A 24,484-nucleotide genomic window follows, 5' to 3' on the forward strand; every position below is an offset into this window, starting at 1 on the left:
CGACGTGCGACGTGCGACGTGCGACGTGCGAGCGGACCACGCCCGGTGGGCGACGCTCCGCGGACGACGCGGTGGGCCACGCTCAGTGGGCGGCGCTCAGTGGGCGAAGTGCCGGACACCGGTGAAGTACAGCGCGACACCGGACTCCCGCGCGGCCGCGATCACGAGATCGTCGCGCACCGAGCCACCCGGCTCGACAACCGCCCGCACTCCCGCGTCGGCGAGAACCTGGAAGCCGTCGGGGAACGGGAAGAACGCGTCGCTGGCGGCCACCGAGCCCTTCGCCCGATCGCCGGCGCGGGTCACGGCGAGGCGCGCCGCGTCCACCCGGTTGACCTGCCCCATGCCGACCCCGACGGTCGCGTTGTCCGCGGCGAGCAGGATCGCGTTCGACTTCACCGAGCGAACCGCGCGCCAGGCGAAGCCGAGGTCGGCGAGGGTGCTGTCGTCGACCGGGGCACCGGCCTCGAGCGTCCAGCCCGACGGGTGGTCGCCGGGGGTGTCGAGCGCGTCCCGTGACTGCAGCAGCATCCCACCGCTGACCTGGCGCATCTCGACCCCGCGCGAGTGGGTCGGCGGCGCGCAGACGAGCAGGCGGATCGACGGCTTGCGGGCGAGGATCTCGACGGCCCCGGGCTCGTAGTCGGGCGCCACGACGACCTCGGTGAAGATCTCCGCGATCTGCTCGGCGAGCTCCACACTCACCGGGCGGTTCACCGCGATCACGCCGCCGAACGCCGACACCGGGTCGCAGGCGTGGGCCTTGCGGTGCGCCTCGGCGACGGTGGCACCGACGGCGATGCCACACGGGTTGGCATGCTTGATCACCGCGACGGCCGGGTCCGCGAAGTCGAACACCGACCGCCAGGCCGCGTCGGTGTCGGTGTAGTTGTTGTAGGACATCGGCTTGCCGTGGAGCTGGCGCGCGGACGCGAGCCCGGGGCTGCCGTCCTCGCCCACGTACAGCGCGGCGCGCTGGTGCGGGTTCTCGCCATACCGCAGGACGCTGGACCGGTGCCACTGGGCCGCGAGGACGTCCGGCCATCCCGTCTCGCGGGCGGTGTCGTCGGGGGCCAGCGCGCTGGCGAACCAGGAGGCGACCGCCGCGTCGTAGGACGCGGTGTGCGCGAAGGCGCGGGCCGCCAGCCGGCGCCGGGCGGGGAGGTCGTAGCCGGACCCGCGAACGGCCGCGGCCAGGTCGCCGTAGTCCTGCGGCGACACCACCACGGCGACCGAGGCGTGGTTCTTCGCCGCCGCCCGCAGCATGGCCGGCCCGCCGATGTCGATCTGCTCGATCGCCTCGTCCTCGGTCGCGCCCGAGGCGACGGTCTCGCGGAACGGATAGAGGTTTACGACGAGCAGGTCGAACGGCTCGATGTCGAGCTCCGCCAGGACGGCGGCGTGCTCGGCGTTGCGCAGGTCCGCCAGCAGACCGGCGTGCACTCGCGGGTGCAGCGTCTTGACCCGGCCGCCGAGCACCTCCGGGAAGCCGGTGACCGTGCTGACCGGGGTGACCGCCACACCGTGGCGGGCCAGGACCTCGGCCGTCGAACCGGTGGAGACCACCTCGACCCCCGCCTCGACGAACGCGGCGGCGAGCTCCTCCAGACCGGCCTTGTCGTAGACGCTCACCAGGGCCCGACGCAACCTCCGGTGGCCCGTCGCCACCAGCTCCGCCGAGCCCTCGGCCGGCCGGCCGCCGGCCGGGGCGGCGCCTGCCGCGCCCGCCGCACCTGCCACACCCGCGACCCCGCTCGTGTCACCAGGCCCCGCGCCCGTGCTCGACTCCCCCGTCATGACCCCTCCTGAACCTTCCACGATGCCTCCGTCGGCATGATGTTTCTCTGCGTGGACCCCACCGGAATGGCTCCCGCCGGCAGGGCCGGCGAGTGCCGGCCCACCGCCCGCGCGGGCGGGTTCCACCTGATCACGGCCGGCGCTCGGGCCGGCAGCGAGCACCGGGCCGATCGCCGCCTCCCCCGTTCCTGTACTACCCGCACTACCCGCGCGTGCGCCCGCCGGCGGGAGCTCCCGCCGGACGACACGACCGATGACGGCCACGAACAGCCGCCGTTCCACCGCCTGGATGCGTGCCCGCAGCGCGTCCTCGTCATCCGTGGGCTCGACCGGGACGGCCGCCTGGTCGATCACCGGACCGGTGTCGACGCCCTCGTCGACCCAGTGCACGGTCACTCCGCTGACCCGGACGCCGGCGGCGAGCGCGTCGCGCACGGCGTGGGCGCCCGGGAAGGCCGGGAGCAGCGAGGGATGGGTGTTCACCGTGGGGAACCGGCCGATCACCTGGCTGCCGAGAACCTTCATGTACCCGGCAAGGACGAGCAGGTCCGGCGTGTGCTCGGCGATCCGCGCGGCGGTCGCGTCGTTGAAGGCGGCGCGATCGGCGCACTCCTCGAGCCGCACCGTGAACACCGGTACCCCGACCGCCTCCGCGCGCCGCTGCGCACCCGTGTCCGGCCGGTCGGTGCCGACCGCGACGACCCGCGCGCCGAAGGCCGGGTCCGCGCAGGCTTCGAGGACAGCCTGCAGGGTGGTGCCGGCCCCCGAGGCGAGGACGACTAGGCGAGCGGGCACAGGACCCTCCGTGGGTGGTCGGCCGGCCGGCACCGGACCGGTCGAGAACTCGGCCGCGCGCGGACACGACCCACGGCGGCAACTGTCCGAATGTACTGACCCGGTGGCTCACGACACGCCGGACAAGCACGGCGCGCACCACGCTCGCCCGCGGCCCGGACCGGACCGGGTGTCATGCCGCGCGGCTCGGGACGAGGGGCGCCCCGGGGGCGTCCTGATGCATCATCACCATGACCGGCGCGCGCACACAGTCGGTGTTCCCGTCGTCGCCGCCGTGGCACCCGCCGCAGAAGGGATCGGCACACTCGCCGGCGCACGGGGACCCGAGGGACGGGGATGCGGCGCACGGCGATGCGGGGCGCGGGGCGCCGGCCGGCTCGGTGGAGCCGCCGGTCGGCGCGGCCAGCGGCTCCCGCTCCTCGCCCGCGGGGGCGAAGGAGCCCTGATCCTGGTGGCGATACCGACTCAGACCACGGCGGGGGCCACGCTCGGACGGCACCCGCCCGGGGAGCTCGTCCAGGTCGTCGTGATCCGTTCCGTCGAGCAGGTCGCCGGGGCGGCAATGGTAGAGCGCCGCGAGCCTGGCCAGTGTGCGCGCCGAGGGGGCTCGGCCGCCGCGGGCCGGCCAGATCTCCCAGTACGAGATCGTCTTGCCCGTCTTGGTCGCGCCCGGCCCGGGCCAGCGCTCGTTCCAGCGCCGAGCGACCTCCTCCTGCGTCCAGCCATGGGCCAGGCGGTACGCGACGCGCGCGTTGAGGCGATGACGTAGGCGCAGCTCCAGGGCGATGCGCTGGTATGTCCAGCCCAGGGCGCGCAGCCGGGTCGCCTCGACCCGCAGCGCCTTCGACGTGCTCGGCATGCACCCTCCCACGGTTGATCAATCGGGGAGACCGTAACGGACGGGGCCGACATCCCGGTCCGGCACGGGTCACGCCCGCCCGACTCCTACGATGTCGTCCGAGAACATCCACGGCCGGCCGCGGAACCGAGTCCGGAGCCGGCCGGCAGGCGGCCGGGAGGCGCAGGAACCGTGTCCGACCACTCCCACCAGGACTCCGACCAGGGCTCCCGCCAGGACCGTGCCCGGGACTCCGCCGGCTTCACCGAGCCAGCCGCACACCCTCCGTCGGGTCACAGCGAGGCAACAGGGCCGGCACCGGCCGGCCCGTTCGCGGACCGCCTGGCCGCTCGGTACGGCCGCGGTGCCGGCCGGCCCGGCCGGGAGCCGGTGCCCGGGCGCCGAACCGGGCGGATCTCGCTGACCCTCGGGGTGGTCGCGCTGGTCACCAGTATCGCGGTCGTCGGCGGCGCCGTCGGGATCGCCGCCATCGTGACGGGAATGCGGGCCCGCGCCCACGCCCGCCGAGGCGGGACCGGCGGCGGCATGGGCACGGCCGGGCTGGCGCTCGGCGCCCTCTCACTGCTGGTCGCGGTCACCGTCGCCGGCGGGACGTGGGCCTTCTACGAACGGCACGGCGACGACCTGCACCGCTATCAGGAATGCCGGCGCGAGGCCCGGTCGCCCCAGGCGCTCGACGAGTGCAGCCGCCGCTTCAGCGAAGCGCTGCGCACCGAGCCGACCTCGAACGGCTGACCGGCACGCCGCGCCACCATCTCGGCCAGGCAGCACACCACGACGCCCACCACGGCCAGCTCTCCCGCGGCCGCCAGCCCCACCGACCATCCCGTCGGCCCGAAACGGCCGGACGCGTCGCCCAGCCGGCCGGCCGACAGGTGCGCGGTGAACATCATCAGCACCCCGCTGAGCCCCGCCGCGGCAAGCACCGCCGCCAGCCGGCGCCGGTGGCTGATCTGCCCGGCGCAGCGGCGCACCGACACCGCGAGCATGATCCCGGCGACGACGGGCACCAGCGCCAGCACGAGCCAGCCGGGCCGTGGCAGCGGGCCGGGCGGCAGCGCGGCGAAGACCGGCAGGTCAGGCAGCATCGCCGGGTGCACCGCGTCCGGCCGGACGAAGCCGCCGCCGGTGCCGAAACCCGGGCCGAGCGTGTACGCCAGCGCCCAGATGACCAGGTTGGGAAGCACCGCGAGCTGGACGGCGGCCAGCCCGACGCCGCCGACCACGCCGGTGCCCAGGCCGCGGTCGGCCGCGGCGATCTCGGGCAGGGTCGCGGCCAAGACCAGCGCGACCCCGAAGGCGGACGCGCCCAGCAGCGCGGTGAACGAGGTGAACGCGGCCGTGACGGGCACCCTGACCATGCCGGGCAGGGCACGCCAGACTGACCGCAGCGCGCCGTAGCCGGAGAGGGCTCCGACCGACGCGCCGGTCACGCTGAACGACAGCGCGCCAACGACGACGGTGAGCAGATCCGGGCGCGCGGCCGGCGCCGACACGACGAGCGCGACCAGCAGGACGAAGACCGTCTGGGTGACGGCGACGAGTGCGACATCGCGGCCCAGCGCTCGCCAGGGCGGCGGTGTCCCGGCCCGCGCTGACCGGCCCGGGCGCAGGCTCGACGGACGCAGGCCGGCCGGGCGCAAACCCCGCGCGGGCGGCAGCCGCTCGAGATTGCCGGTCGCCAGGCGGTGCGCGGCGGTCGTCGCCGCGAGGAGGGGAAGCAGCGCCAGCCCCACCGGGAGGAAGTCGACGGTCCCGCCGGGCAGGTGGATGGTGGCGCCGTGCGCGAGCAGCCACAGATCCGCGCCGACCCGTGCCGCGGTGTCCGGGCCGGCGGACGAGCTGGTGTCCGTTCCCCACACGACGAGCACGACGAGCTCGATGACGACCAGCCCCACGGCGCTGGTCGTGACGGCGCTGACGACCGGGCGACCGAGTCGCCGCCAGGCCCGCGGCGGCCCGCCGGCGGTCTGCTCGGCGTCGGCGGTGCCGGCTGCGTCCGCGGCGGGCTCACGCCCGCGGACGGCCCCGGTGAACGCGCCGGAGTTTCGCACGGGAGCACCCACGCTCGGCAGGCTCGCACGGACGGAGGACCACTTCCGGGACAACACGCCGAGATATACGAGAACGACCCAGGTCGGTAACAGGACACGCCGGTCGCACCGCTCCGGCCGGCCACGCCGGTACGATCCCGACCGCCGCCGCCCCCACCTGAGCGCTAACCCTCGGCCCGCGCGCGGCGCAGCGCCCATACACAGGCGACGAGTTCGACCGTCGTGCCCGCGAGCCCGGCGAACAGCCCGTCCCGGGCCACACCGGGCATCGTTGGATGGCCGCCGGCCGGCAGGACGGGATCGGCCATGGCCGGCGCCGTCATCCACCCGATCAGGATCGCCATCACGGCCGCGCCGGCGACGGCAACGGCGACGGCGGCGGTCAGCCGGGCGGGCGGCGTGTCGGCGACCCGCAGCGCCACCCGGGCCGCGAGGCCGCCGAATCCGTCGGCGCCATCGGAACCGCGCGGCGCGCGCGCGAGTCGCGCCGTGGCCCATCCGCGTACGTCGTGGTGACGGCGGTGGGCCCAGCCGAGCATCCGGTCCTCGGCACGAGACAAAACCGGGACACGTCGGATGATCAGGGGAAGGAGAACGCCGGCGGTCAGCAGCAGGCCGAGGACCAGCGCGAGGCGCCCGGCCGGACCGGCGTCCCAGCCGGCGGACGACGTCCCGTAGGCGGCGTCCGCCGGGGCGAACCAGGGGCGGAACCCGGAGATGAGGACCAGCGCGCCACCAGCCGCAAGCCCGTACGTGACCGGGCGGCCGGCGAACCGGCCAGCGGGTGGCGCCACTGGCTCTCTCCCTCCGTCACCGGACGTCGTCCGGTGAGGGGATCTAGCGATCCGACGGCGGCTGGCCGTAACCGCCCTGCGGCGGCTGGCCGTAACCACCGGCCGGCGGCTGCTGCCCGTAACCGGGCTGCTGACCATAGCCGCCCTGCTGCTGGCCATAACCGCCCTGCGGCGGCTGGCCGTACCCGCCCGTGGGCGGCTGCTGGCCGTAACCACCGGCCGGCGGCTGCTGCCCGTACCCGGCCGGCGGCTGCTGCCCGTACCCGGCCGGCGGCTGCTGCCCGTACCCGGCCGGCGGCTGCTGGCCGTACCCGGCGGGCGGCTGCTGGCCGTAGGGCTGGCCGTACCCGGCGGGCGGCTGGCCGTACGGGGGCTGGCCCTGGCCCGGCCAGCCACCGGGCTGCGGCGGCTGGCCCGTGACACCAGAACCGGAACGGATGTTCAGTACCCCGAACACCGTCTGCGCGATGGCCGCGATCAGCCCGATGAACAGGCCGTACGAAGCGCCGCCCTCAAAGCCTTCAGGAATCTTGGGGTAGGCGATCCAACGGATCAGAATCAGCAGCACGGCGAGCCCGGAGGCACCGGCCAGGACCAGCGGGAGCGGGACCGGGAGCGTCGGGAGGCGGAGATTGGCGACGAACGTGAGGGCCGCGGTCAGCCCCGCGACCGCGAGGATCAGGAGGATGGCGAGCCATCCCCAGAACCAGCCCTTGACATCGGTGTTCCACGCGCTCGCGCTGTCGGAATAGGACGAGCCGAAGAAGTCGCCCTTGAGCGAGAACCACGCCAGGAAGCTGAAGATGAACGCTACGGCGCCGGCGGCCATGATCCCGACGTCGTTGGTCGCGACGTTACGACCACCAATCTGTACCACGACAACAATCCCCACTTCGTCAGGTCGGTCGGTCGGGTGGGCCGACCATCGTCCCACAGCCCACCCTGACCACATCAGGAGTCTTACAGCAACGCCGCAAGACGGAAAGCGTTCGCGTCCGCGTCCCCGCCCCAACGACCCAAAGAACCCCTGGACCGCCCGACGCGGGGGCCTTCCCCCAGGTCAGAGGAAGACCCCCCGCGAACAGAGCTACAACGAACGCATGATGTCAGCCATCAGTCGCGCCGTTTCGGTTGGGGTCTTGCCGACACGCACACCGGCCTTCTCGAGGGCCTCCTTCTTGGCCTGCGCGGTACCCGAGGAGCCCGAGACGATCGCGCCGGCGTGGCCCATGGTCTTGCCTTCCGGGGCGGTGAACCCGGCGACGTAACCCACGACGGGCTTCGTCACGTGCGCGTCGATGTGGGCCGCGGCACGCTCCTCCGCGTCACCGCCGATCTCACCGATCATGACGATCGCGTCGGTGCCCGGGTCGGCCTGGAACGCGTCGAGGGCGTCGATGTGCGTGGTCCCGATGACCGGGTCACCGCCGATGCCGACGCAGGTGGAGAAACCGAACTCACGCAGCTCGTACATCATCTGGTAGGTCAGCGTGCCGCTCTTGCTGACCAGGCCGATCCGCCCGCCCGGCGTGATGTCGGCGGGGATGATGCCGGCGTTGGAGACGCCCGGGCTGGCGATTCCGGGGCAGTTCGGCCCGATGATCCGGGTCGTGCCCTTGGACTGCGAGTAGGCGAAGAACTCGGTCGTGTCGTGCACCGGCACGCCCTCGGTGATGACGACGGCGAGCGGGATCGCGGCGTCGACCGCCTCGATCGCGGCATCCTTGGTGAACCTCGGCGGAACGAAGATCACCGAGACGTTGGCGCCGGTCTCGGCCATGGCGTCGGCCACCGAGCCGAAGACCGGGACCCCCTCGACCTGCTGGCCGACCTTGCGCGCGTTCACGCCGGCGACGACCTTGGTGCCCGCCGCCAGCATCCGCCGGGTGTGCTTGCTGCCCTCGCCACCGGTGATGCCCTGCACCACCACGCGGCTGTTCTCGTCAAGCCAGATAGCCATCGGTTGTGTCCTCCGACCCAGGTCARGCCGCGGCCGCGGCGAGCTCGGCGGCGAGCTTCGCTGCGCCGTCCATCGTGTCCACCGGCTTGACCACCGGGAGGTTGGCCTCCTTCAGGATCCGGCGGCCCTCCTCGGCGTTGTTGCCGTCGAGACGCACCACCAGCGGGGTGCTGACGTCCCCGACGATGGCGAGCGCCTGGACGATGCCGTTCGCGACGGCGTCACAGGCCGTGATCCCGCCGAAGATGTTGACGAAGACGCTCTTCACGGACGGGTCGCTCAGGATGATCGACAGGCCGTTCGCCATCACCTCGGCCGAGGCGCCACCGCCGATGTCGAGGAAGTTCGCCGGCCGCTGGCCACCGAACTCCTCACCGGCGTAGGTCACGACGTCCAGCGTCGACATGACGAGGCCGGCACCGTTGCCGATGATCCCGACCTGGCCCTCGAGCTTGACGTAGTTGAGGCCCTTCTCCTTGGCCTTCTGCTCCAGCGGGTCGACCGCGGCGACGTCGACGAGCTCGGCGTTCTCCGGGTGCCGGAAATCCGCGTTCTCGTCCAGGGTCACCTTGCCGTCGAGCGCGATGACCTTGCCGTCGCCGGTCAGGATGAGCGGGTTCACCTCGACCAGCGTGGCGTCGGCCTTGACGAACACCTCCCACAGCTTCACCAGCAGCACGGACGCACCCTCGAGGGCGGCCTCGGGCAGCTTGGCGGCGACGGCGATCTCGCGGGCCTTGGCCGCGTCCACGCCGGTCAGCGGGTCGATGTGGATGCGCGCGAGCGCCTCCGGGTTGGTGGCCGCGACCTCCTCGATCTCCATGCCGCCCTCACGGGAGGCCATGGCGAGGAACGTGCGGTTCGCCCGGTCGAGCAGGAAGGAGGCGTAGTACTCCTCCGCGATGTTGCTGGCCTGCTCGACGAGGACGGAGTGGACCGTGTGGCCCTTGATGTCCATCCCCAGGATCGCCGACGCCTTCTCGAACGCGTCGTCGGGCCCGTCGGCGACCTTCACACCGCCGGCCTTGCCTCGGCCTCCGGCCTTGACCTGAGCCTTGACGACCACCTTGCCGCCGAGCTCGGTCGCGATCTCACGTGCCTGTTGGGGGGTTGTGGCAATCTTCCCGGTGGGTACCGGTACGCCATGTTCGGCGAAAAGCTTCTTCGCCTGGTATTCGAAGAGATCCACGGTCCGTCCAGTCGGATGCGGTCGGTCAGGGGATGCACAGAACGCCTGCGAGCCTACTGACGAGGCCGTTGGGACGCTCGGCGCCGGCCGGTGACCCAGAGTTGATCCCCGTCACCTCCTCCACGGGCACCGCCCGGCCCCGAACCCCCGCCGCGCACCCGTCCGCCGGGCCGGCCGGCGCGCTTTCGTGCCAGCGGCACTTCGCGCGGAACCCTCGTCAGGAGTGCGGGTTTCGCTTCATTTCGTGTCCGGGACGGCCCGCGAGACCGGCAACCGCAGGGACACCGCGGGGCAACACGCCCCGTGGCGGACCGTTACCAGGCCCGCGCGCGGGCGCACCGGCCTCGGTTTCCCACCGCGACGGCACACTCGGATATGTCCGATCTCACACAACCATGGGGAACACTGATCAGCTCACGGAGGAGATACGCGCCGCGAGAGCCCTTCCGCTCCGCAGAGAAGTTCCTCAGAGAATGAGCCGCACCAGGGCCGCGATCACCGCGCTCGTGGCGATGCCGAGCCACCCCAGGCCGATGCCCACCGTCGCGGCGAGCGAGCCCCGCTGGCCCCGGCGGCGGATCTGCAGCCGCCCGACATGGCCCAGCGCCACCGCCGCGACGCTGCCGAGGCCAAAGATCCACAGGATGCCCAGGGCCAGCGACAGCAGCGCGCAGGTGTTCCACCGCTCGAAGGGCCCAGGGCCCTGACCGGCGCGGCGGGTGGGCGACGCGCGGCCGCCGGGGGCCGGCGGCCGGGCCGCCTCGGCTCCCGGCTGTCCCGGCTGTCCCGGCTGTCCCGCCGGCCCCGCCGGCCCGTGGTGCCCGGCCGGCCCGACGGGCGGCGGGTACCCGGCGGGCGCCTCCGGCACGGCCGCGGGCGCGACGGGCCCGCCCGGCCGCGCCTGGGCGTACCCGCTCGGTACCGGGAACGGCGCCGGCCCCGCGGAGGTACGTCCGGGCTGGTAGGGCGGCTGCGCCGGATCAGCGCCGGCCGCCGGCCGCCCAGACGCCGCCGCTCCCCGCACCGGCCACGATCGCGGGTCGGGCGGAGCGGCCGGCGGCATCGGGTCAGCCGGGCGGTACGTGGATTCGCCGCCGGGGCCGCCCGGGCCGCGCCGCGCGAGACCGGGACCGGAGGTCGCGCGGAACGCCGAGGCCGGCGGCGGTGGACCCAGCGGGCCCGACGCGGTGGGTGGCGACGGCAACGACGGCCCCGGTGCCGACGACGACCCGGGCGTCGACGACGGGGTGGGCGCCGCGGGCGGTCCCGGCGCCGGAGAGACCCCCGGCAGCCAGGCGGCCCCCGGCGAGTTGGCCCATCCGGACGGGCTGGAACGCGACGGCCCACTCGAAGCCGGCCGGGCGGGAGGGCGCGCGGCCACGGCCGGCGGCGTGCCGAACGCCGGCGACGGCCCCGTCCAGGTCTGCTCGAGGACGGACCCCGCGGCCGCGTCGGCGTCGGTGACGCCGTGTACCTCATGCCCGACGAGCGCGGCCAGCAGACCGGACGCCCCTGGTCGCTCGCGCGGTGCCTTGGCCAGCGCCTGGCCGACCAGGCCGCGCAGGTAGGGCGGAACCGCGTCGAGGTCGGGCTCGTCGCGCTGGACGCGCTGCGCCAGCAGGTCGGGGGCGTCGGCGTGGAACGGGTGGCGACCGGTCGTGGCGTAGGTGACGCAGCTCGCCCAGGCGAAGACGTCCGCCGCGGTGCCGGCCGGTTCGCCGCGCATCTGCTCCGGCGCCATCCACGCCAGGGTGCCGATGACATGACCGGTCCTGGTCAGGGTGGCGCTGTCGGTGAGCTGCGCGATGCCGAAGTCGATGACCTTGGGGCCGTCCCAGGCGAGCAGGATGTTCGACGGCTTCAGGTCGCGGTGGACGACGCCCGCCGCGTGAATCGCGACCAGCGCGTCGGCGAGGCCGACAGCCAGCCCGCGCACGAGGTGCGCCTCCAGCCGCCCCCGGCGGCGGACGGCGTCGGCCAGGCTGACGCCCTCGACGTACTCGGTCACCATCCACGGCTGGGCGGCGCTCGTGTCCGCGTCCAGCACGCTGGCCACGGCACCGCCCCGGACCCGCAGCGCGGCCCGGACCTCGCGCTCGAAGCGGGACCGGAACTCGTCGTCCTCGGACAGCTCGGCGGCSGCCACCTTCACCGCGACCGGTTCGGAGCCAGGGGCGAAGCCGAGGTAGACGGTGCCCATCCCGCCGGCACCGATCCGGTTGTGGAGCCGGTACCGGCCGACCTGCCTCGGGTCGTCGTCCGTCAGCGGTGTGAGCATGACTCCCCTCGGCCGGCCGGGCGCCGTGTGACCGCTCCACGAACAGAGCACACAAGACTATTCCGCACCTTATGACGCACGGCCGACGGGTCAGCGACAGCGGGCGACAACGTAACCGCACCCTGCCGGCGTCCAGGACGATTTCCGAGCCTGCCTCGCCCGCCTCATCCCAGCCGCGGCATCCCACCTGCGGCGCCCCGGCCGCGGGACGGCGTGCCGGCGCCGGACGATTCAGGACCCCGGCGGGAACGGGCAGACCGGCCGGCCGTGGCGTGCCGACGGTGACCGGGGGCGGGCGGACGAGCGATCCCACACGTCACAGCACTGCCGGAGCCGATCGCGGCGAGGATCTGTAGGCATGGCTGAGCGCGATTCCACCGCCACGGCCCGGGACTGGCGGGCCGCCGTCCTGGCCGATGTCATCCGCCGGCCCGCCGTCGCCGGCGCGCCCAACCGCCTCGGCTGGCCGGGCTACGACGGACGTCCCGCGCTGTGGTGGGGAACCGGCCCGGTCGAGGGCGTGGACGCCGTTGTCGCGGTCTGGGACTTCGCGGTCAACGGGGGCAGCTTCGGGGAGGCCGACGCGGGCGCGTTCGCGGACGCGGCGGCCGCGGCCGTCGCCGGGCGGCTTCCGCTGGTGTCACTCGTGCGCAGCGGTGGGACGCGGCTGCAGGAGGGCGTGGCCGGGCTGGTGGGGCTGGCCCGGGTGTCCCTCGCGCTCGCCGAGGTCGCCGCGGCGGGCCTCCCCCATGTCGCCGTCTCGGACCAGCCGACCACCGGCGGGATGTGGGTCACCGTGGGCTCCCGCGCCGATCTGCGGTGCGCCGTGCTGGGCGCGACGGTGGGGTTCGCCGGGCCCCGGGTGGTGGCCGCGGTCACCGGCGAGGCTCCCCCGGCCGGCGCCAGCCACACGGCGGCGGCCGCCCACGCCGCCGGGCTGGTGGACGCGGCCGTCGCGCCAGCCGCCGTCGCCTCGTGGCTGCGGCGCGCGCTGGACGCGGTCGCCGTTCCCGCCCGTGTCCTGCCCGCCGCGCGCACACCCGACCCGCCCGCCAGGACAGACGCCGACGGCGACCGGGCCGGCATCGCCGACAACAGCCGGGCCGACGCCAGCCGGGCCGACGCCAGCCAGGCGGGAAGTGGGCCGGCGCCGGCCCGCGGCGGGTGGGAACAGGTCCTCGCCGCCCGCACCGGCCAGCGCAGGCATGCGGGCGACATCCTGGACGGCCTGTTCCCCGCCGGGGTGGACCTGACCGGCCCGGACCGCACGGTGCGCGCCCGGGTCGGCCGGCTGGCCGGGACGCCCGTCACCGACGGTGAACCCGGCGCAGGCGGTGAACCCGGCGCAGGCGGGCTCGGGCCGCGCGCCGTGGGGGTCGCGCTGGCGGTCGAACGCGGCGGCGCGCCGGGGCCGGCCGGGTACCGGCTGCTCGTGCGGGCCGCGGGCCTCGCCAGCCGGCTCGGCCTGCCACTCGTCACGCTGGTCGACACCCCGGGGGCGGAGTGCGGGCCAGCGGCCGAGGCGGGTGGCATCGCGGCCGAGATCGGCGCGGCGATGGCGGAGGTGCTCGGCTGCGCGTCGCCGACGCTCTCCGTGATCGTCGGTGAGGGCGGCTCGGGTGGGGCGCTGGCGGCGTGCTGTACCGATGTGGTCCTGATGTCGCCGGACAGTTACGTCACGGCGCTGTCACCCGAGGGCACGGCCACCACGCTCCGGATCAGCGTCGAGCAGGCCGCGGACACCGCGGGGCTGCGCCCGTCGGACCTGGTCAGCCTGGGTTTCGCCGACGGCGTCCTCGCGCCGCGCGACACCGGTCCGCCCGGCCTGGCACACCGGGTGACCGAGGTGCTGACCGAGCTGACGATGCGCGACAGTGATGTCCGCCTTCGCCAACGAAGGGCAAAATGGTCGACAGGATTGGGTGGCTTTCTGTAACGTCGTTAACCCAACCTGCCACGGGAGACAGGTCGTCACGAAGGGGACGGTCATCGGCACTCGGCTGTTCACCCGAATCGGCGGCGCCCAGCTCGACGGCGTGAAGGGCCTCGTGGTCGAGGCCGCCTGCCTGGCCACCCACGCCGCGCTCTACCCGGCCGCGGCACTGCCGCGCCGGCGCCGCGACGACGACGGACTCGCCGACCGCTACCGGCTCGCCGGCCTGACACCATTGCAACGCGGCCTGCTCATCGGCGACCCGATGGCGGCCGGGACGCCGATCCTGCTGGTACACGGCCTCGTCGACAACCGGTCCGTGTTCGCCCGGCTGGAACGCTCCCTGCGCCGCCGCGGCTTCACGACTGTGACCTCGGTGGACATCCCGCTGTTCGCGACGAGCGTTCAGGCGGCCGCGGCGCAGCTCGCCGAGACCGTCGAGCAGGTCGCCGGCCGCCACGGCGACACCGGCGTGCACATCGTCGCCCACTCGCTCGGCGGCCTGGTGGCCCGCTACTACGTGCAGCGGCTCGGCGGCGGCGACCACGTGCAGACCCTGGTCACGCTGGCGACGCCACACAACGGCACCCGGCTGGCCTGCCTGGTTCCGAAGGCCGTCTCCTACCGGCTCGTCAGCCAGCTTCGCCCCGGTTCACCGCTGCTGAGGGAGCTCGTCGAGCCGGCTCCCGGCGTCCGGACCCGCTTCATCGCCGTCGCCGGCGGCCTCGACACGGTGGTCCGCCCGGGCGAGGCGGCGCTCACCCATCCCGACCTGGTGACCGAGAACGTGGTCGTCGAGGGGGCGGGGCACCACGGCCTGCCGTTCAGCAGCGGGGTGGCGCACATGATCGCCCGCAGGCTGGCCACGGACTCCGCCGGCGGTCGCCAACCGTCACAGACCACCACGAAAGTGCCACATCTTTGTGGCTAGCTAGGGGTATCTGTCCGAATCGCACGGTGTAGCCTCCTCATCGGTTTAGAGGTCCCCCTCCCCGACCGGTTTGTCCGGCGGATGCCTTGCGACCATGGGAGTGCGTGTTGATGCGACCGCAGTTCCCGAGATCCGAACACGGAGCACGCCGCCGCCGGAATGCTGGATCCTCCGACGAGCAGGACTCGTCCGCGTTCGGTAGATCGGGTTTCACCGCCGTCCAGCTACGGCGCACGGGTGTCGCCACCGCGGTGGCGTCCACCATCGGGCTTGTCATGATCAACAGTACCGGGGTGGCGCACTCGGAGACCTCCACGTCGCCCGAGATCCGACCGACCGGCACTGTGCTCGGCGCGTCCGCCGGCCCGAGCGGTACCGCGCCGGGAACGGTCAACGTCATCTCCGCCGACGGAACGGACGATCTCTCCGCCGGGGCCCCCGACGGCGAGGCCGCCGAGGCCCAGCGCCGGCTGAGCGCCTACCTGCAGGTCACCGACCAGATCGTGGCCCGCGAGGCCGCGGCCACGTTGAGCCAGCACGCCGCGGCGACCGCCGCCGAGACCGAGCGGCTGGAGGCCGCCCGGTGGGTCCGCCCGATCGAGGCACGGATCACCCAGGGATTCGGCGGCGCCAACCGTCACATCGGCGTGGACTTCGGCGCGGCGCACGGGACGCCGATCCACGCGGCGCACCGCGGCACCGTCATCTACGCCGGCTGGGAGTCGGGATACGGCAATTTTGTGCAGATCATGCACGAGAACAACGTGGTGACCAGCTACGGCCACCTGTCGCGCATCGACGTGCGACTCGGGCAGGAGGTCGCCACCGGCGAGCAGATCGGCCTGGAGGGCAACACCGGCAAGTCCACCGGTCCGCACCTGCACTTCGAGGTCCGCCTCAACGGCCAGTACGGGACGAAGGTCGACCCGCTGACCTGGCTCGCCGGTCACGGCGTCCACTACTGAGACCGAGCCTGGTGCGACCGAGTCGCCGAGGCCGAGCCGCTAGCTCGGGTCACCGGCCTCCGGCGACTCGCCCCGCACACCGGCGAGCAACAGCTCGGTGAGCGTGCCGACGACTTCCTCGTCGGAGAAGCCGGCCTCGTTCGACGGAAGCAGGGCGTAGGCCAGCGTCGACAGCAGCGCCCCCATCGCCGCGGCGACGAGAACCGGCTCGCCGGGCAGCCGGTGGCCGCGGTCCCGCAGGTACTCCAGGTGCTCGCGCAGCACGGCCGTGTCCTGGACGAGCTGCTCCCACAGGGCATCCGACCGGACCCCCCGGGTGATGGCCGACTCGTACAGCGCGACCACGACCGGCAGGTTGGCCCGCATCACTCGCCAGGCCACGGCCAGGTGCGCACGCATCTGCGCGCGGTCGGTGAGGTCGTGCTCGCGGGGATGCTCCGTGCCATCCCCCGGTTCCTCCCCCGCGCCCGGCATCGCCCCGTCCGCCATCGCCTCGCCCGCCTGCCCGTGCATGTCGGCCAGCAGGGCCTGCAGCAGGTTCTCCTTACTACTGAAGTGCTCGTAGAACGAGCCCGCCGAGCGGCCCGCGACGGCGGTGATGTCCGTGATCTTGGTGTTGAGGTAGCCGCGTTCCACGAACAGCTGCCGGGCCGCCTCCTTCAGCGCGACCTCGGTCCGTGCCGCCCGCTCCTTGCGAACGCCCATGTCGCACCCTCCTTGACCCCGCGTGCCCCGGACAACCATACTGAACCAACATTCACTGAAACAAGTTTCAGTGAGTTGTGCTTCAGCGAAATACGAGGCGCACGCGGAGCCGGCCGGCCCCGTCGGCTCGTTCGTGAGCCTGGCCGCCAACGGGTTGCGCGCGCTGGACGCGCTGGGTTGCCTGCCCCCGGTCCAGGCCGCGGGCCGTGCCGTCGAGCGGCAGCGGATGTGGTCCGGTGGTGGCCGGCTGCTCGGCGACGTGCCCCGCGGCCGCCGCTCGGGCGATCCCCTGCACAGCGTCACCCTCATGCGCGCCGACCTCGTCTCCGTGCTCCGCACCGAGGCGGCGCGGCTGGGCGCGCGAATCCGCACCGGCGAACGACTCGACACCACCGCGCTCGAGCGGCTCCACGTCGGCGACGTCGCCGACCTGATCGTCGGCGCGGACGGGATCTGGTCCGCCACCCGGCGGCTCCTGCACCCCACCGCGCCGGAACCCGGGTACGCCGGGCTCTACACCGTGTCGGGCGAGTCCCACGGCCTCGACATCGAACCCGACGCGTTCAACATGATCTTCGGACGGCGGGGTGCCTTCCTCCACGTGCCGTCGCCGTCCTGCGCGCGACGACCCGCGTGCACGGCGGCACGCTCCTGCACACCCTGCCGCTCGTGCGTGGTCACCATGACGGCCGGATCGTCCTGATCGGCGACGCGGCCCATCCGGTGGGCGCCGGGCAGGGCGCGTCGATGGCGCTGGAGGACGCCGTCGTCCTCGCGCGGGAGCTCGGCCGGCGGACCACTACGAGCGACGCGCTGGCGGTCTACGACCGGCTGCGCGGCGACCGGCTCGGGAAAATGGTGAAGGCCGCCATCGCGAACCACGATGCCAAGACCGCGGGCCCGGTGGCCGCCCGGCTGCGTGACCTGATCATGCCGATCGTCTTCCCGCGGATGTACGAACGGGCGACCGGCTGGCTCTACGACTACGACCTCGGTGCCCTGCCGACCGCGGCGTCGGCGACAGCCGACGCGGGCTGACCTCGCCCCACGCCCCACGCCGCCGCGCCGCCAGACCTCCGGGCTAGAGCTTCTCGACCGGGGCGTAGCGCAGGAGGAGGTCCTTCGTGCCGGTCTCGGCGCCGAAGTCGACCTTGGCCTGGCGCGAGTCCCCCACCCCGCTCGTCGTGACGACCACACCGAGACCGAACGTGTCGTGGGTGACACGGTCGCCGGGGGTCAGCTCGATGATCGGACGCGCCGCCGGGCGGCTGGGCTTCGCCCCGAACGGGGAGCTCGGCAGCTTCCCGCCGGACCCACCGGAACCGTTGCCCGCGCCCGCCGACCCACCGCCGGAGAACCGCCCACCGCCCGCGGCCGGGGCAGGCTCGGGCAGCCGCCGCCACTCCACGAGCGAGTCCGGCACCTCCCCCAGGAACCGGGACGGYGGGTTGTAGGCCGGCTGCCCCCAGGCGCTGYGTACCTGGGACCTGGTGAGGTACAGCCTCGCACGGGCCCGGGTGACGCCCACGTAGGCGAGCCGGCGCTCCTCCTCCAGCCCGGTCGGGTCACCAAGCGTGCGCATGTGCGGGAAGACGCCGTCCTCGAGCCCGGTCAGGAACACGACGGGGAACTCGAGGCCCTTCGCGCTGTGCAGGGTCATCAGCGTGACCACGCCGTCCGAGCCGTCGTCGTCGGGTATCTGGTCGGCGTCGGCGACGAGCGCCACCTGCTCCAGGAACTCGGCGAGGGTGCCGTCCGGGCGCCGCTCGGTGAACTCCTGGACGACCCCGACGAGTTCGCGCAGGTTCTCCACCCGGCCCTGTGCCTCGATGGTGTCCTCCGCGACCAGCTCCGAGAGGTAGCCCGTCCGTTCCAGCGTCGCCTCGATCACGGCCAGCGGGCCGGCGGGCAGCTGCTCGCGCAGGCCCTCCAGGAGGGCGACGAAATCTCGGATCGAGCGGGCCGACCTGGTCGCCACGCCGGGTACCTCGTCCACCCGGGTGAGCGCCTCGGAGAAGGCGATCCGCTCCCGCTCGGCGAAGGCCGAGACCATCGCCTCCGCGCGGTCACCGATGCCGCGCCGCGGAACGTTCAGGATGCGCCGCAGGTTCACCGTGTCCGTCGGGTTCACCAGCACCCGCAGGTAGGCGAGAAGATCACGGATCTCGCGGCGCTCGTAGAACCGGACGCCGCCGACGACCCGGTACGGCAGGCCGACCCGGATGAAGATCTCCTCGAACACGCGGCTCTGCGCGTTCGTCCGGTAGAAGACGGCGACGTCCGCCGGCCTGGCCAGGTTCTCGTCGCCGAGGCGGTCGATCTCCTCCGCGACGAACGCGGCCTCGTCGTGCTCGTTGTCGGCGACGAAGCCGACGATCCGCTCGCCGTCACCGGCGTCCGACCACAGGCGCTTGGGCTTGCGCTGGGCGTTGCGGGCGATGACCGCGTTCGCCGCGGAGAGGATCGTCTGCGTGGAGCGGTAGTTCTGCTCCAGCAGGATGACCGCCGCGTTCGGGAAGTCCTGCTCGAACTCGACGATGTTGCGGATGTTCGCGCCACGGAAGGCGTAGATCGACTGGTCCGCGTCACCGACGACACACAGCTCCGCGGGCGGAACGGCACCCGACGGCGGCACCGCCTTCGCGGGCCACCCCGCCCCGTCGGGCTCAGCGGAACCGCCGTACTCCGAGGAACCGTCGGGCTCCGCGGAACCGCCGGAGTACACAGCCTCGCCGGAGCCCGCAGCCGGCTCGTCAGCCGAGGACGCCGAGCGGCCCACGAGCTCACGGATGAGCACGTACTGGGCGTGGTTGGTGTCCTGGTACTCGTCCACCAGGACGTGGCGGAACCGGCGCCTGTAGTGCTCGGCGACGTCCGGGAACGCCTGTAGCAGGTTGACCGTGGTCATGATCAGGTCGTCGAAGTCCAGCGCGTTCGCCTGGGTCAGGCGCTGCTGGTAGGCGGCGTAGACCTCGGCGACCGTGCGCTCGATGTGGTTCGTGGCCCTGTCCCGGGCCGTCTCCCAGTCGACCAGCTCGTTCTTCAGCGCACTGATCGCCGCGGCGAGCCCACGGGCCGTGTGCCGCTTCGGATCGAGGTCGAGATCCCTGGTGACCAGCGTGATGAGGCGCTGGGCGTCCGCCGCGTCGTAGATCGAGAAGGAGGAGCCGAAGCCAAGCCGGCTCGCCTCCGAGCGCAGGATGCGCACGCAGGCGGAGTGGAAGGTGCTCACCCACATCGCCCGGGCGCGGCCGCCCACGATCGCCTCGACGCGCTCCTTCATCTCGCCGGCGGCCTTGTTGGTGAAGGTGATCGCGAGGATCTCGCCGGGCCGCGCGCCGCGCGCCGCGAGCAGGTACGCGATCCGGTGCGTGAGCACGCGGGTCTTGCCGGACCCGGCACCCGCGACGACCAGCAACGGCGAGCCGGCATGCACCACCGCGGCACGCTGCTGCGGGTTGAGCCCCTCGAGCAGCTCGTCCGGGTCGAGCCTGGGCGCCCGGGCGCGGGTGGCGCCGCCCTGCTCGAGCACCGCCGGGCCGAAGGCCCCACGGGACGCCCGACCGCCACCGGGAAGATCACCGTGCGGCTCGTGGTCGTCGCCGGAGCCGGCCGGGGCACCGCCGTCGACCAGAGCCCCGGTGCCGAAGGTGTCGTCGAAAAGAGTGCTCATCAGACCTCGATCGTACGTTCGACGGGCCAACCACCCGGCGCCGCGGCCACGCCGACCGCCACGCCATGCTGCCGGGCGGGTCCGACACTTCCATGCCCCGCCCGAGCCCTCGCGGCCGGGTCTCGCCTGCCCCAACCTCCGGGCACAGGCCCGCCGGTCGGCGCCGCGGGCGGTCAGGCAACCGTTCGACGGCCCGCGGCCGAGCCGGCCGAGCCGGCCGGGTCGCCACCGACGCTGCCGGTACCGGCAGCGCTGAGAGCACCGGCGCCGGCGAGTGCGGCGACCCTGGCGTCGACGGCCGGGTCAAGGTTGCCGCCGGAGATCACCACCGCGGTGGGCCCGACCGCGAGCCGGGGGGTCCGCAGCAACGCGGCGACACCCGCCGCGCCCGCGGGCTCCACCCGCTGGCCCGCCCGGCGCAGCAGGACCATCGCCTCCCAGAACGCACTCTCGTCGACCGTGACGACGTCGTCGACGAGACGGGTGGCGAGCTCGAGGGTGAGCCGCCCGGGCGCGGCCACGGCCATCCCGTCGGCGATGGTGCCGGCGGCGGTTCCCGGCTGGCCGACCGTCTCCGTCGTGCCGGCGCTGCCCGGGGGCACCGTGACGCGGCGACCGGCGCGGAAGGATGTGGCGAAGGCCGGCGCGGCGGCGGACTGGACGCCGATGACGCGGACGTCCGGGCGCAGGCCCTTGATCGCTACGGCAAGGCCACACAGGAGACCACCACCGCCGACTCCGACGATGACGGTGGCGAGGTTCGGGACCTGCTCGAGCAGTTCCAGCCCGATCGTCCCCTGCCCGGCGATGACGGCGGCGTCGTCGAAGGGATGGACCAGCAGCCGGCCGCCCTCGTTCGCGAACGCGGCCGCCGCCGCGAGCGCCGCGTCGACCCCGCCCGGGACGTACTCGACCCGGGCGCCCCAACGCCGGGTGCTGGCGACCTTCGACGGGTTGGCGCTCTCCGGCACGAAGATCGTCGCTTCGACGCCGAACCGGGCCGCGGCGAAGGCGACGCCCTGCGCGTGGTTACCCGCGCTCGCGGCCACGACCCCCCGCTCGCGGGCGTGCGGGCCAGCGACCGCGATCCGGTGATATGCGCCGCGCAGCTTGAACGAACCGGTGTGCTGCTCGTGTTCGCACTTGAGCCAGACCGGCGAGCCGGTGAGCCGGGTCAGGTCGGCGTCGGCCACGACCCGGGTGCGCCGGGCGACCCCCCGCAGCCCGTCGGCGGCGGCCACCACGTCGGCGACGTCGACCGCCAGCGCGCCGACCGACAGCGCCTCTGCAGCCAGCGCCTCAGCAGCCAGCGTTCCTGCCGGCACCGTGGCATCGGGCGGCAGCGGGGTGCCGTTGCCTGGGCGGCATCCTGCTTCCCGGCCGGACGCGGCCGCTCGGGGGCCGAACGTACGTCGCGTGGACGCCCTGCGCGCGCTGCCTGGCCGCAGCAGCCCCGGCCGCGCTCCGACCCGGGCGGCGGCCGGGGTGACCGGAGTTACGGCCGGAGCTGCCACGGCCTCGCGATCTCCCGTGTCGTCAGCGTCAGCCGTGTCGCCCACCCGGGACGGCGAGGCGCCGGTGGCCGAGGGCCCGCTCACGGATGGTGATGTCATCGAAGATCTCCTGGGTGGCTCGGCGGCCACCTCGCTGTGGCCGCGGCAAACAAAAAAGCCCCCCGCCGTAGGGCGGAAGGGCTGGGCGCGCGACCCGTTCGAGGACGGTCACGCGCCTACGTAATCACCATGAGGTGCTGCGGCACTCATCCAGCGTGCTCCGCGGCTCGGGCGTAGTCAAACCGGCCCCTCCACCGGGGAACCACCGCAGCGGCAGGTGTGCGGGCGCACCGGCCGCCCGGCTTCCACGGTCCGCGGCGCCGGGGAGATCACCGACGGGCGCGGCGCCGACGACCCGTCAACCGCGCACGGGAACACCCTAAATGCCCCGATTCGGGCAGCATTCGCCGTCTTTTTGCTCCACAAACAAGACGTACAGCCCACAACCCGCCAACAAGAATGTCTCGCAAGAGATCTCGACGGGTACGGAAGTCGCCCGGGAAGTCACCGGCGCGGTGCCGCCGGGAACGGCGGCGAATGGCGTCTGGCGAGATGCGGGAGCGCGAAGTCCGACCAGATGTGGCGACATGTCCGCCCGGAACGGGCGGCGCATCTCGATGCCGCCGGGCCGGTCCACGGGAAGGGCGCCGGCGTGCGCGGACAACCGCCGGCGGGCGCAATACGACCCGCCCCGCGCAGGCACTGGCAACTTTCCGACGGGTGGCTGACGCGATTCCCCAGGAGGCGAATCAGCACCCGACACCATTTGACGGCAATACCCGGACACGAATCACGCAACGCCACCCCGACGGGCGACGGAGAGCCTGGTAGGACGTCCCGGCGGACGCTCCGGCAGGCGGCTGACGCCCTGGCGGACGGCCGACGACGGACGCCGGCCGGGCCGCCCGCCCCGTAGCGCGGACGGCCCGTAGCACGGCACGGCATGGCGCCGCGGCCGCGGCGCCAGCCTCACCCGTGGGGGGCTACTCCCACTCGATCGTGCCCGGCGGCTTCGAGGTGATGTCGTAGACGACCCGGTTGACCTGCCCAACCTCGTTGACGACCCGGTTGCTGATGCGTTCCAGCAGGTCGTAGGGCAGCCGAGCCCAGTCGGCGGTCATCGCGTCCTCGCTGGTCACCGCGCGCAGCACCACCGGGAAGCCGTAGGTCCGCTCGTCGCCCTGGACGCCGACCGACCGGACGTCCGCCAGCAGCACGGCGAAGACCTGCCAGATCTCCCGGTCGAGCCCCGCCCGGCGGATCTCGTCTCGGACGACCGCGTCGGCGGCCCGGACGATCTCGAGCCGCTCGGGGGTGACCTCACCGATGATGCGGACGGCCAGCCCCGGGCCCGGGAACGGCTGGCGCCAGACGATGTCCTCGGGCAGGCCGAGCTCCTCGCCGAGCCGGCGGACCTCGTCCTTGAACAGGGTGCGCAGCGGCTCGACCAGGTCGAACTGCAGGTCGTCCGGCAGCCCGCCGACATTGTGATGGGACTTGATCTTGGCGGCGGTGGGCGAGCCGGACTCGATGACGTCCGGGTAGAGAGTGCCCTGGACGAGGAAACCGATGTGCGTTCCCTCCGCCTCCGCGCGGGCGTCGAGCTCACGCGCGGACTCCTCGAAGACGCGGATGAACTCCCGACCGATGATCTTCCGCTTCTGCTCCGGATCCGTCACCCCGGCCAGCGCGGAGGCGAAGCGGTCCGCCGCCTTCACGTGGACGAGGTCGACGCCGGTGGAGGCGACGAAGTCGCGTTCGACCTGTTCCGCCTCGCCCGCCCGCAACAGCCCGTGGTCGACGAACACGCAGGTCAGGGTGTCACCGACGGCTCGCTGCACCAGCGCGGCGGCCACCGCCGAATCGACCCCGCCGGACAGGCCGCAGATCAGCCGGCCGTTGCCGACCTGTGCCCGCACCGCGGTCACGGCCTCCTCGACGATGTTGATCATCGTCCAGGACGGCCGGCAGCCCGCGCCGACCAGCAGGAAGTGCCGCAGGACGTCCATCCCGCGCTCGCTGTGCACGACCTCGGGGTGGAACTGCACGCCGTAGAGCCTGCGGGTGGGGTCCTCGAACGCCGCGACCGGGGTGGACGGCGTCGACGCGGTCACCCGGAAACCGGGGGGCGCGGCGGTCACCGAGTCGCCGTGCGACATCCAGACCTGCTGGCTGGTGGGGAGGCCGTCGAAGAGCACCCCGGGGTCGGCCACCCGCAGCCGGGTGGCTCCGTACTCGGCGGTGCCGGTGCGGGCGACCGTGCCGTCCAGCGCCTGCGCCATCACCTGGTGGCCGTAGCAGATGCCCAGGACGGGCACCCCGGCGGCGAACAGCGCGGGGTCGACCCGGGGGGCACCCGGGGAGTAGACGGACTTCGGCCCGCCAGAGAGGATGAGCGCGGCCGGGCGCCGGGCCAGGATCTCGGCTACCGGCATATCCCACGGGACGATCTCCGAGTACACATGGCACTCGCGAACGCGCCGAGCGATCAACTGGGCGTACTGGGCGCCGAAGTCGATCACGAGAACCGGATCGTAACCGGGATGTGCGCCGGTGGAGCCATAGCTGGCGCGAGGTGACTCGTTCACCCATCAAGCCTACGGAGGACGGTGGACCCGAGCGTCAGGCGGCATGGCCGTGCACTCGCCCCCCATTGGGGCCGCCTTCGGCCATCGCGGCGAACCGCTGACGAACCCGCTGACGAACGGCCGCCGAACCGACGAACCGTTCGATCGGACGAACCGTTCGATCGATCGAACGGGCCACCGAACGCGATGAACCCCCAGATGCCATCGTTAAGGCTCCTTGAACGTCACTGATGACGATGGACAGACCGACCGACAGTGCTCACCGAGGAGGTCATCCGTGACTAACTCGGCGCAAACCGCCCACAACTGGCCTCAGCCCGACAACGGGCGTACGGTGGGCGCCTTTCGGGTGCTCAGTACGTACCGCTAAGGTGCGTTGTGAGGGACATCCGGGCCCGATACCGAGCCAT

General features: G+C 73.4%; 18 protein-coding genes. 6 read left to right on the forward strand and 12 right to left on the reverse strand.

Going from position 1 to position 24,484, the window contains the following annotated elements:
• Positions 1–96: 96 nt before the first annotated feature.
• Positions 97–2,592: a bifunctional phosphoribosylaminoimidazolecarboxamide formyltransferase/IMP cyclohydrolase gene (purH, locus tag BBK14_RS35980; RefSeq protein ID WP_083391287.1), complete on the reverse strand. Its 2,496-nt coding sequence runs from the start codon at positions 2,590–2,592 to the stop codon at positions 97–99.
• 172 nt (positions 2,593–2,764) lie between these two features.
• A complete protein-coding gene (locus BBK14_RS27275) occupies positions 2,765–3,451 on the reverse strand; it encodes a helix-turn-helix transcriptional regulator (protein ID WP_071066095.1) in 687 nt (228 codons plus the stop codon).
• A gap of 171 nt (positions 3,452–3,622) precedes the next feature.
• Here BBK14_RS27275 and BBK14_RS39160 point away from each other — a divergent pair, with 171 nt between their 5' ends.
• Entirely contained in the window at positions 3,623–4,186 is a 564-nt protein-coding gene (locus tag BBK14_RS39160; RefSeq protein ID WP_071066096.1) for a hypothetical protein, read from the forward strand.
• Here the strand turns inward: BBK14_RS39160 and BBK14_RS27285 are convergent.
• From BBK14_RS27285 to BBK14_RS27310, 6 genes are all read right to left on the reverse strand, one after another.
• Complete coding sequence (locus BBK14_RS27285; protein ID WP_071066097.1) at positions 4,087–5,505, reverse strand: cell division protein PerM; 1,419 nt, start codon at positions 5,503–5,505, stop codon at positions 4,087–4,089. The genes BBK14_RS39160 and BBK14_RS27285 overlap by 100 nt on opposite strands.
• 164 nt (positions 5,506–5,669) lie before the next feature.
• Positions 5,670–6,299, reverse strand: coding sequence for a hypothetical protein (locus BBK14_RS27290; protein WP_071066098.1), 630 nt, complete (start codon positions 6,297–6,299; stop codon positions 5,670–5,672).
• A gap of 43 nt (positions 6,300–6,342) precedes the next feature.
• Complete coding sequence (locus BBK14_RS27295; RefSeq protein ID WP_071066099.1) at positions 6,343–7,176, reverse strand: proline-rich domain-containing protein; 834 nt, start codon at positions 7,174–7,176, stop codon at positions 6,343–6,345.
• Positions 7,177–7,386: 210 nt separating this feature from the next.
• On the reverse strand, positions 7,387–8,259 hold the full coding sequence (gene sucD, locus BBK14_RS27300) for a succinate--CoA ligase subunit alpha (RefSeq protein ID WP_020463421.1): 873 nt from the start codon (positions 8,257–8,259) through the stop codon (positions 7,387–7,389).
• Between the two features lie 22 nt (positions 8,260–8,281).
• Positions 8,282–9,448, reverse strand: a complete 1,167-nt coding sequence (sucC, locus tag BBK14_RS27305) for an ADP-forming succinate--CoA ligase subunit beta (protein ID WP_071066100.1) — start codon at positions 9,446–9,448, stop codon at positions 8,282–8,284.
• Between the two features lie 466 nt (positions 9,449–9,914).
• Positions 9,915–11,726, reverse strand: coding sequence for a protein kinase domain-containing protein (locus tag BBK14_RS27310; RefSeq protein ID WP_071066101.1), 1,812 nt, complete (start codon positions 11,724–11,726; stop codon positions 9,915–9,917).
• Positions 11,727–12,084: 358 nt separating this feature from the next.
• Between BBK14_RS27310 and BBK14_RS27315 the strand changes: the two genes are divergently transcribed.
• The 3 genes from BBK14_RS27315 (at position 12,085) to BBK14_RS27325 (ending at position 15,555) form a co-directional block, all read left to right on the forward strand.
• Positions 12,085–13,662, forward strand: a complete 1,578-nt coding sequence (locus tag BBK14_RS27315) for a carboxyl transferase domain-containing protein (RefSeq protein ID WP_071066102.1) — start codon at positions 12,085–12,087, stop codon at positions 13,660–13,662.
• Positions 13,649–14,590: a lipase family alpha/beta hydrolase gene (locus BBK14_RS27320; protein WP_071066103.1), complete on the forward strand. Its 942-nt coding sequence runs from the start codon at positions 13,649–13,651 to the stop codon at positions 14,588–14,590. Before BBK14_RS27315 ends, BBK14_RS27320 begins: the two co-directional genes overlap by 14 nt.
• Positions 14,591–14,700: 110 nt before the next feature.
• Positions 14,701–15,555: a M23 family metallopeptidase gene (locus BBK14_RS27325; protein WP_020463426.1), complete on the forward strand. Its 855-nt coding sequence runs from the start codon at positions 14,701–14,703 to the stop codon at positions 15,553–15,555.
• A gap of 39 nt (positions 15,556–15,594) precedes the next feature.
• Here BBK14_RS27325 and BBK14_RS27330 read toward each other — a convergent pair whose 3' ends face one another.
• Positions 15,595–16,260 carry a TetR/AcrR family transcriptional regulator gene (locus BBK14_RS27330; RefSeq protein ID WP_071066104.1) on the reverse strand — a complete coding sequence of 222 codons (666 nt, stop codon included), beginning with the start codon at positions 16,258–16,260 and terminating at the stop codon, positions 15,595–15,597.
• A 70-nt stretch (positions 16,261–16,330) separates the two neighbouring features.
• Between BBK14_RS27330 and BBK14_RS41440 the strand changes: the two genes are divergently transcribed.
• Entirely contained in the window at positions 16,331–16,963 is a 633-nt protein-coding gene (locus tag BBK14_RS41440) for a Rossmann-fold NAD(P)-binding domain-containing protein (RefSeq protein WP_275078518.1), read from the forward strand.
• Positions 16,930–17,298: an FAD-dependent monooxygenase gene (locus BBK14_RS41445; protein WP_275078519.1), complete on the forward strand. Its 369-nt coding sequence runs from the start codon at positions 16,930–16,932 to the stop codon at positions 17,296–17,298. The genes BBK14_RS41440 and BBK14_RS41445 overlap by 34 nt, the downstream gene beginning before the upstream one ends.
• Positions 17,299–17,341: 43 nt before the next feature.
• On the opposite strand, the gene pcrA is transcribed toward BBK14_RS41445, so the two are convergent.
• The 3 genes from pcrA to guaA form a co-directional block, all read right to left on the reverse strand.
• Positions 17,342–19,933, reverse strand: coding sequence for a DNA helicase PcrA (gene pcrA / locus BBK14_RS27340; protein ID WP_071066105.1), 2,592 nt, complete (start codon positions 19,931–19,933; stop codon positions 17,342–17,344).
• A 173-nt stretch (positions 19,934–20,106) separates the two neighbouring features.
• On the reverse strand, positions 20,107–21,546 hold the full coding sequence (locus BBK14_RS27345) for a pyridoxal-phosphate dependent enzyme (RefSeq protein WP_071066106.1): 1,440 nt from the start codon (positions 21,544–21,546) through the stop codon (positions 20,107–20,109).
• A gap of 923 nt (positions 21,547–22,469) precedes the next feature.
• Entirely contained in the window at positions 22,470–24,074 is a 1,605-nt protein-coding gene (gene guaA, locus BBK14_RS27350; RefSeq protein WP_071066107.1) for a glutamine-hydrolyzing GMP synthase, read from the reverse strand.
• Positions 24,075–24,484: the final 410 nt, after the last annotated feature.

This window comes from Parafrankia soli (genome assembly GCF_001854695.1).
In the GTDB taxonomy this organism is placed as follows: domain Bacteria; phylum Actinomycetota; class Actinomycetes; order Frankiales; family Frankiaceae; genus Parafrankia; species Parafrankia soli.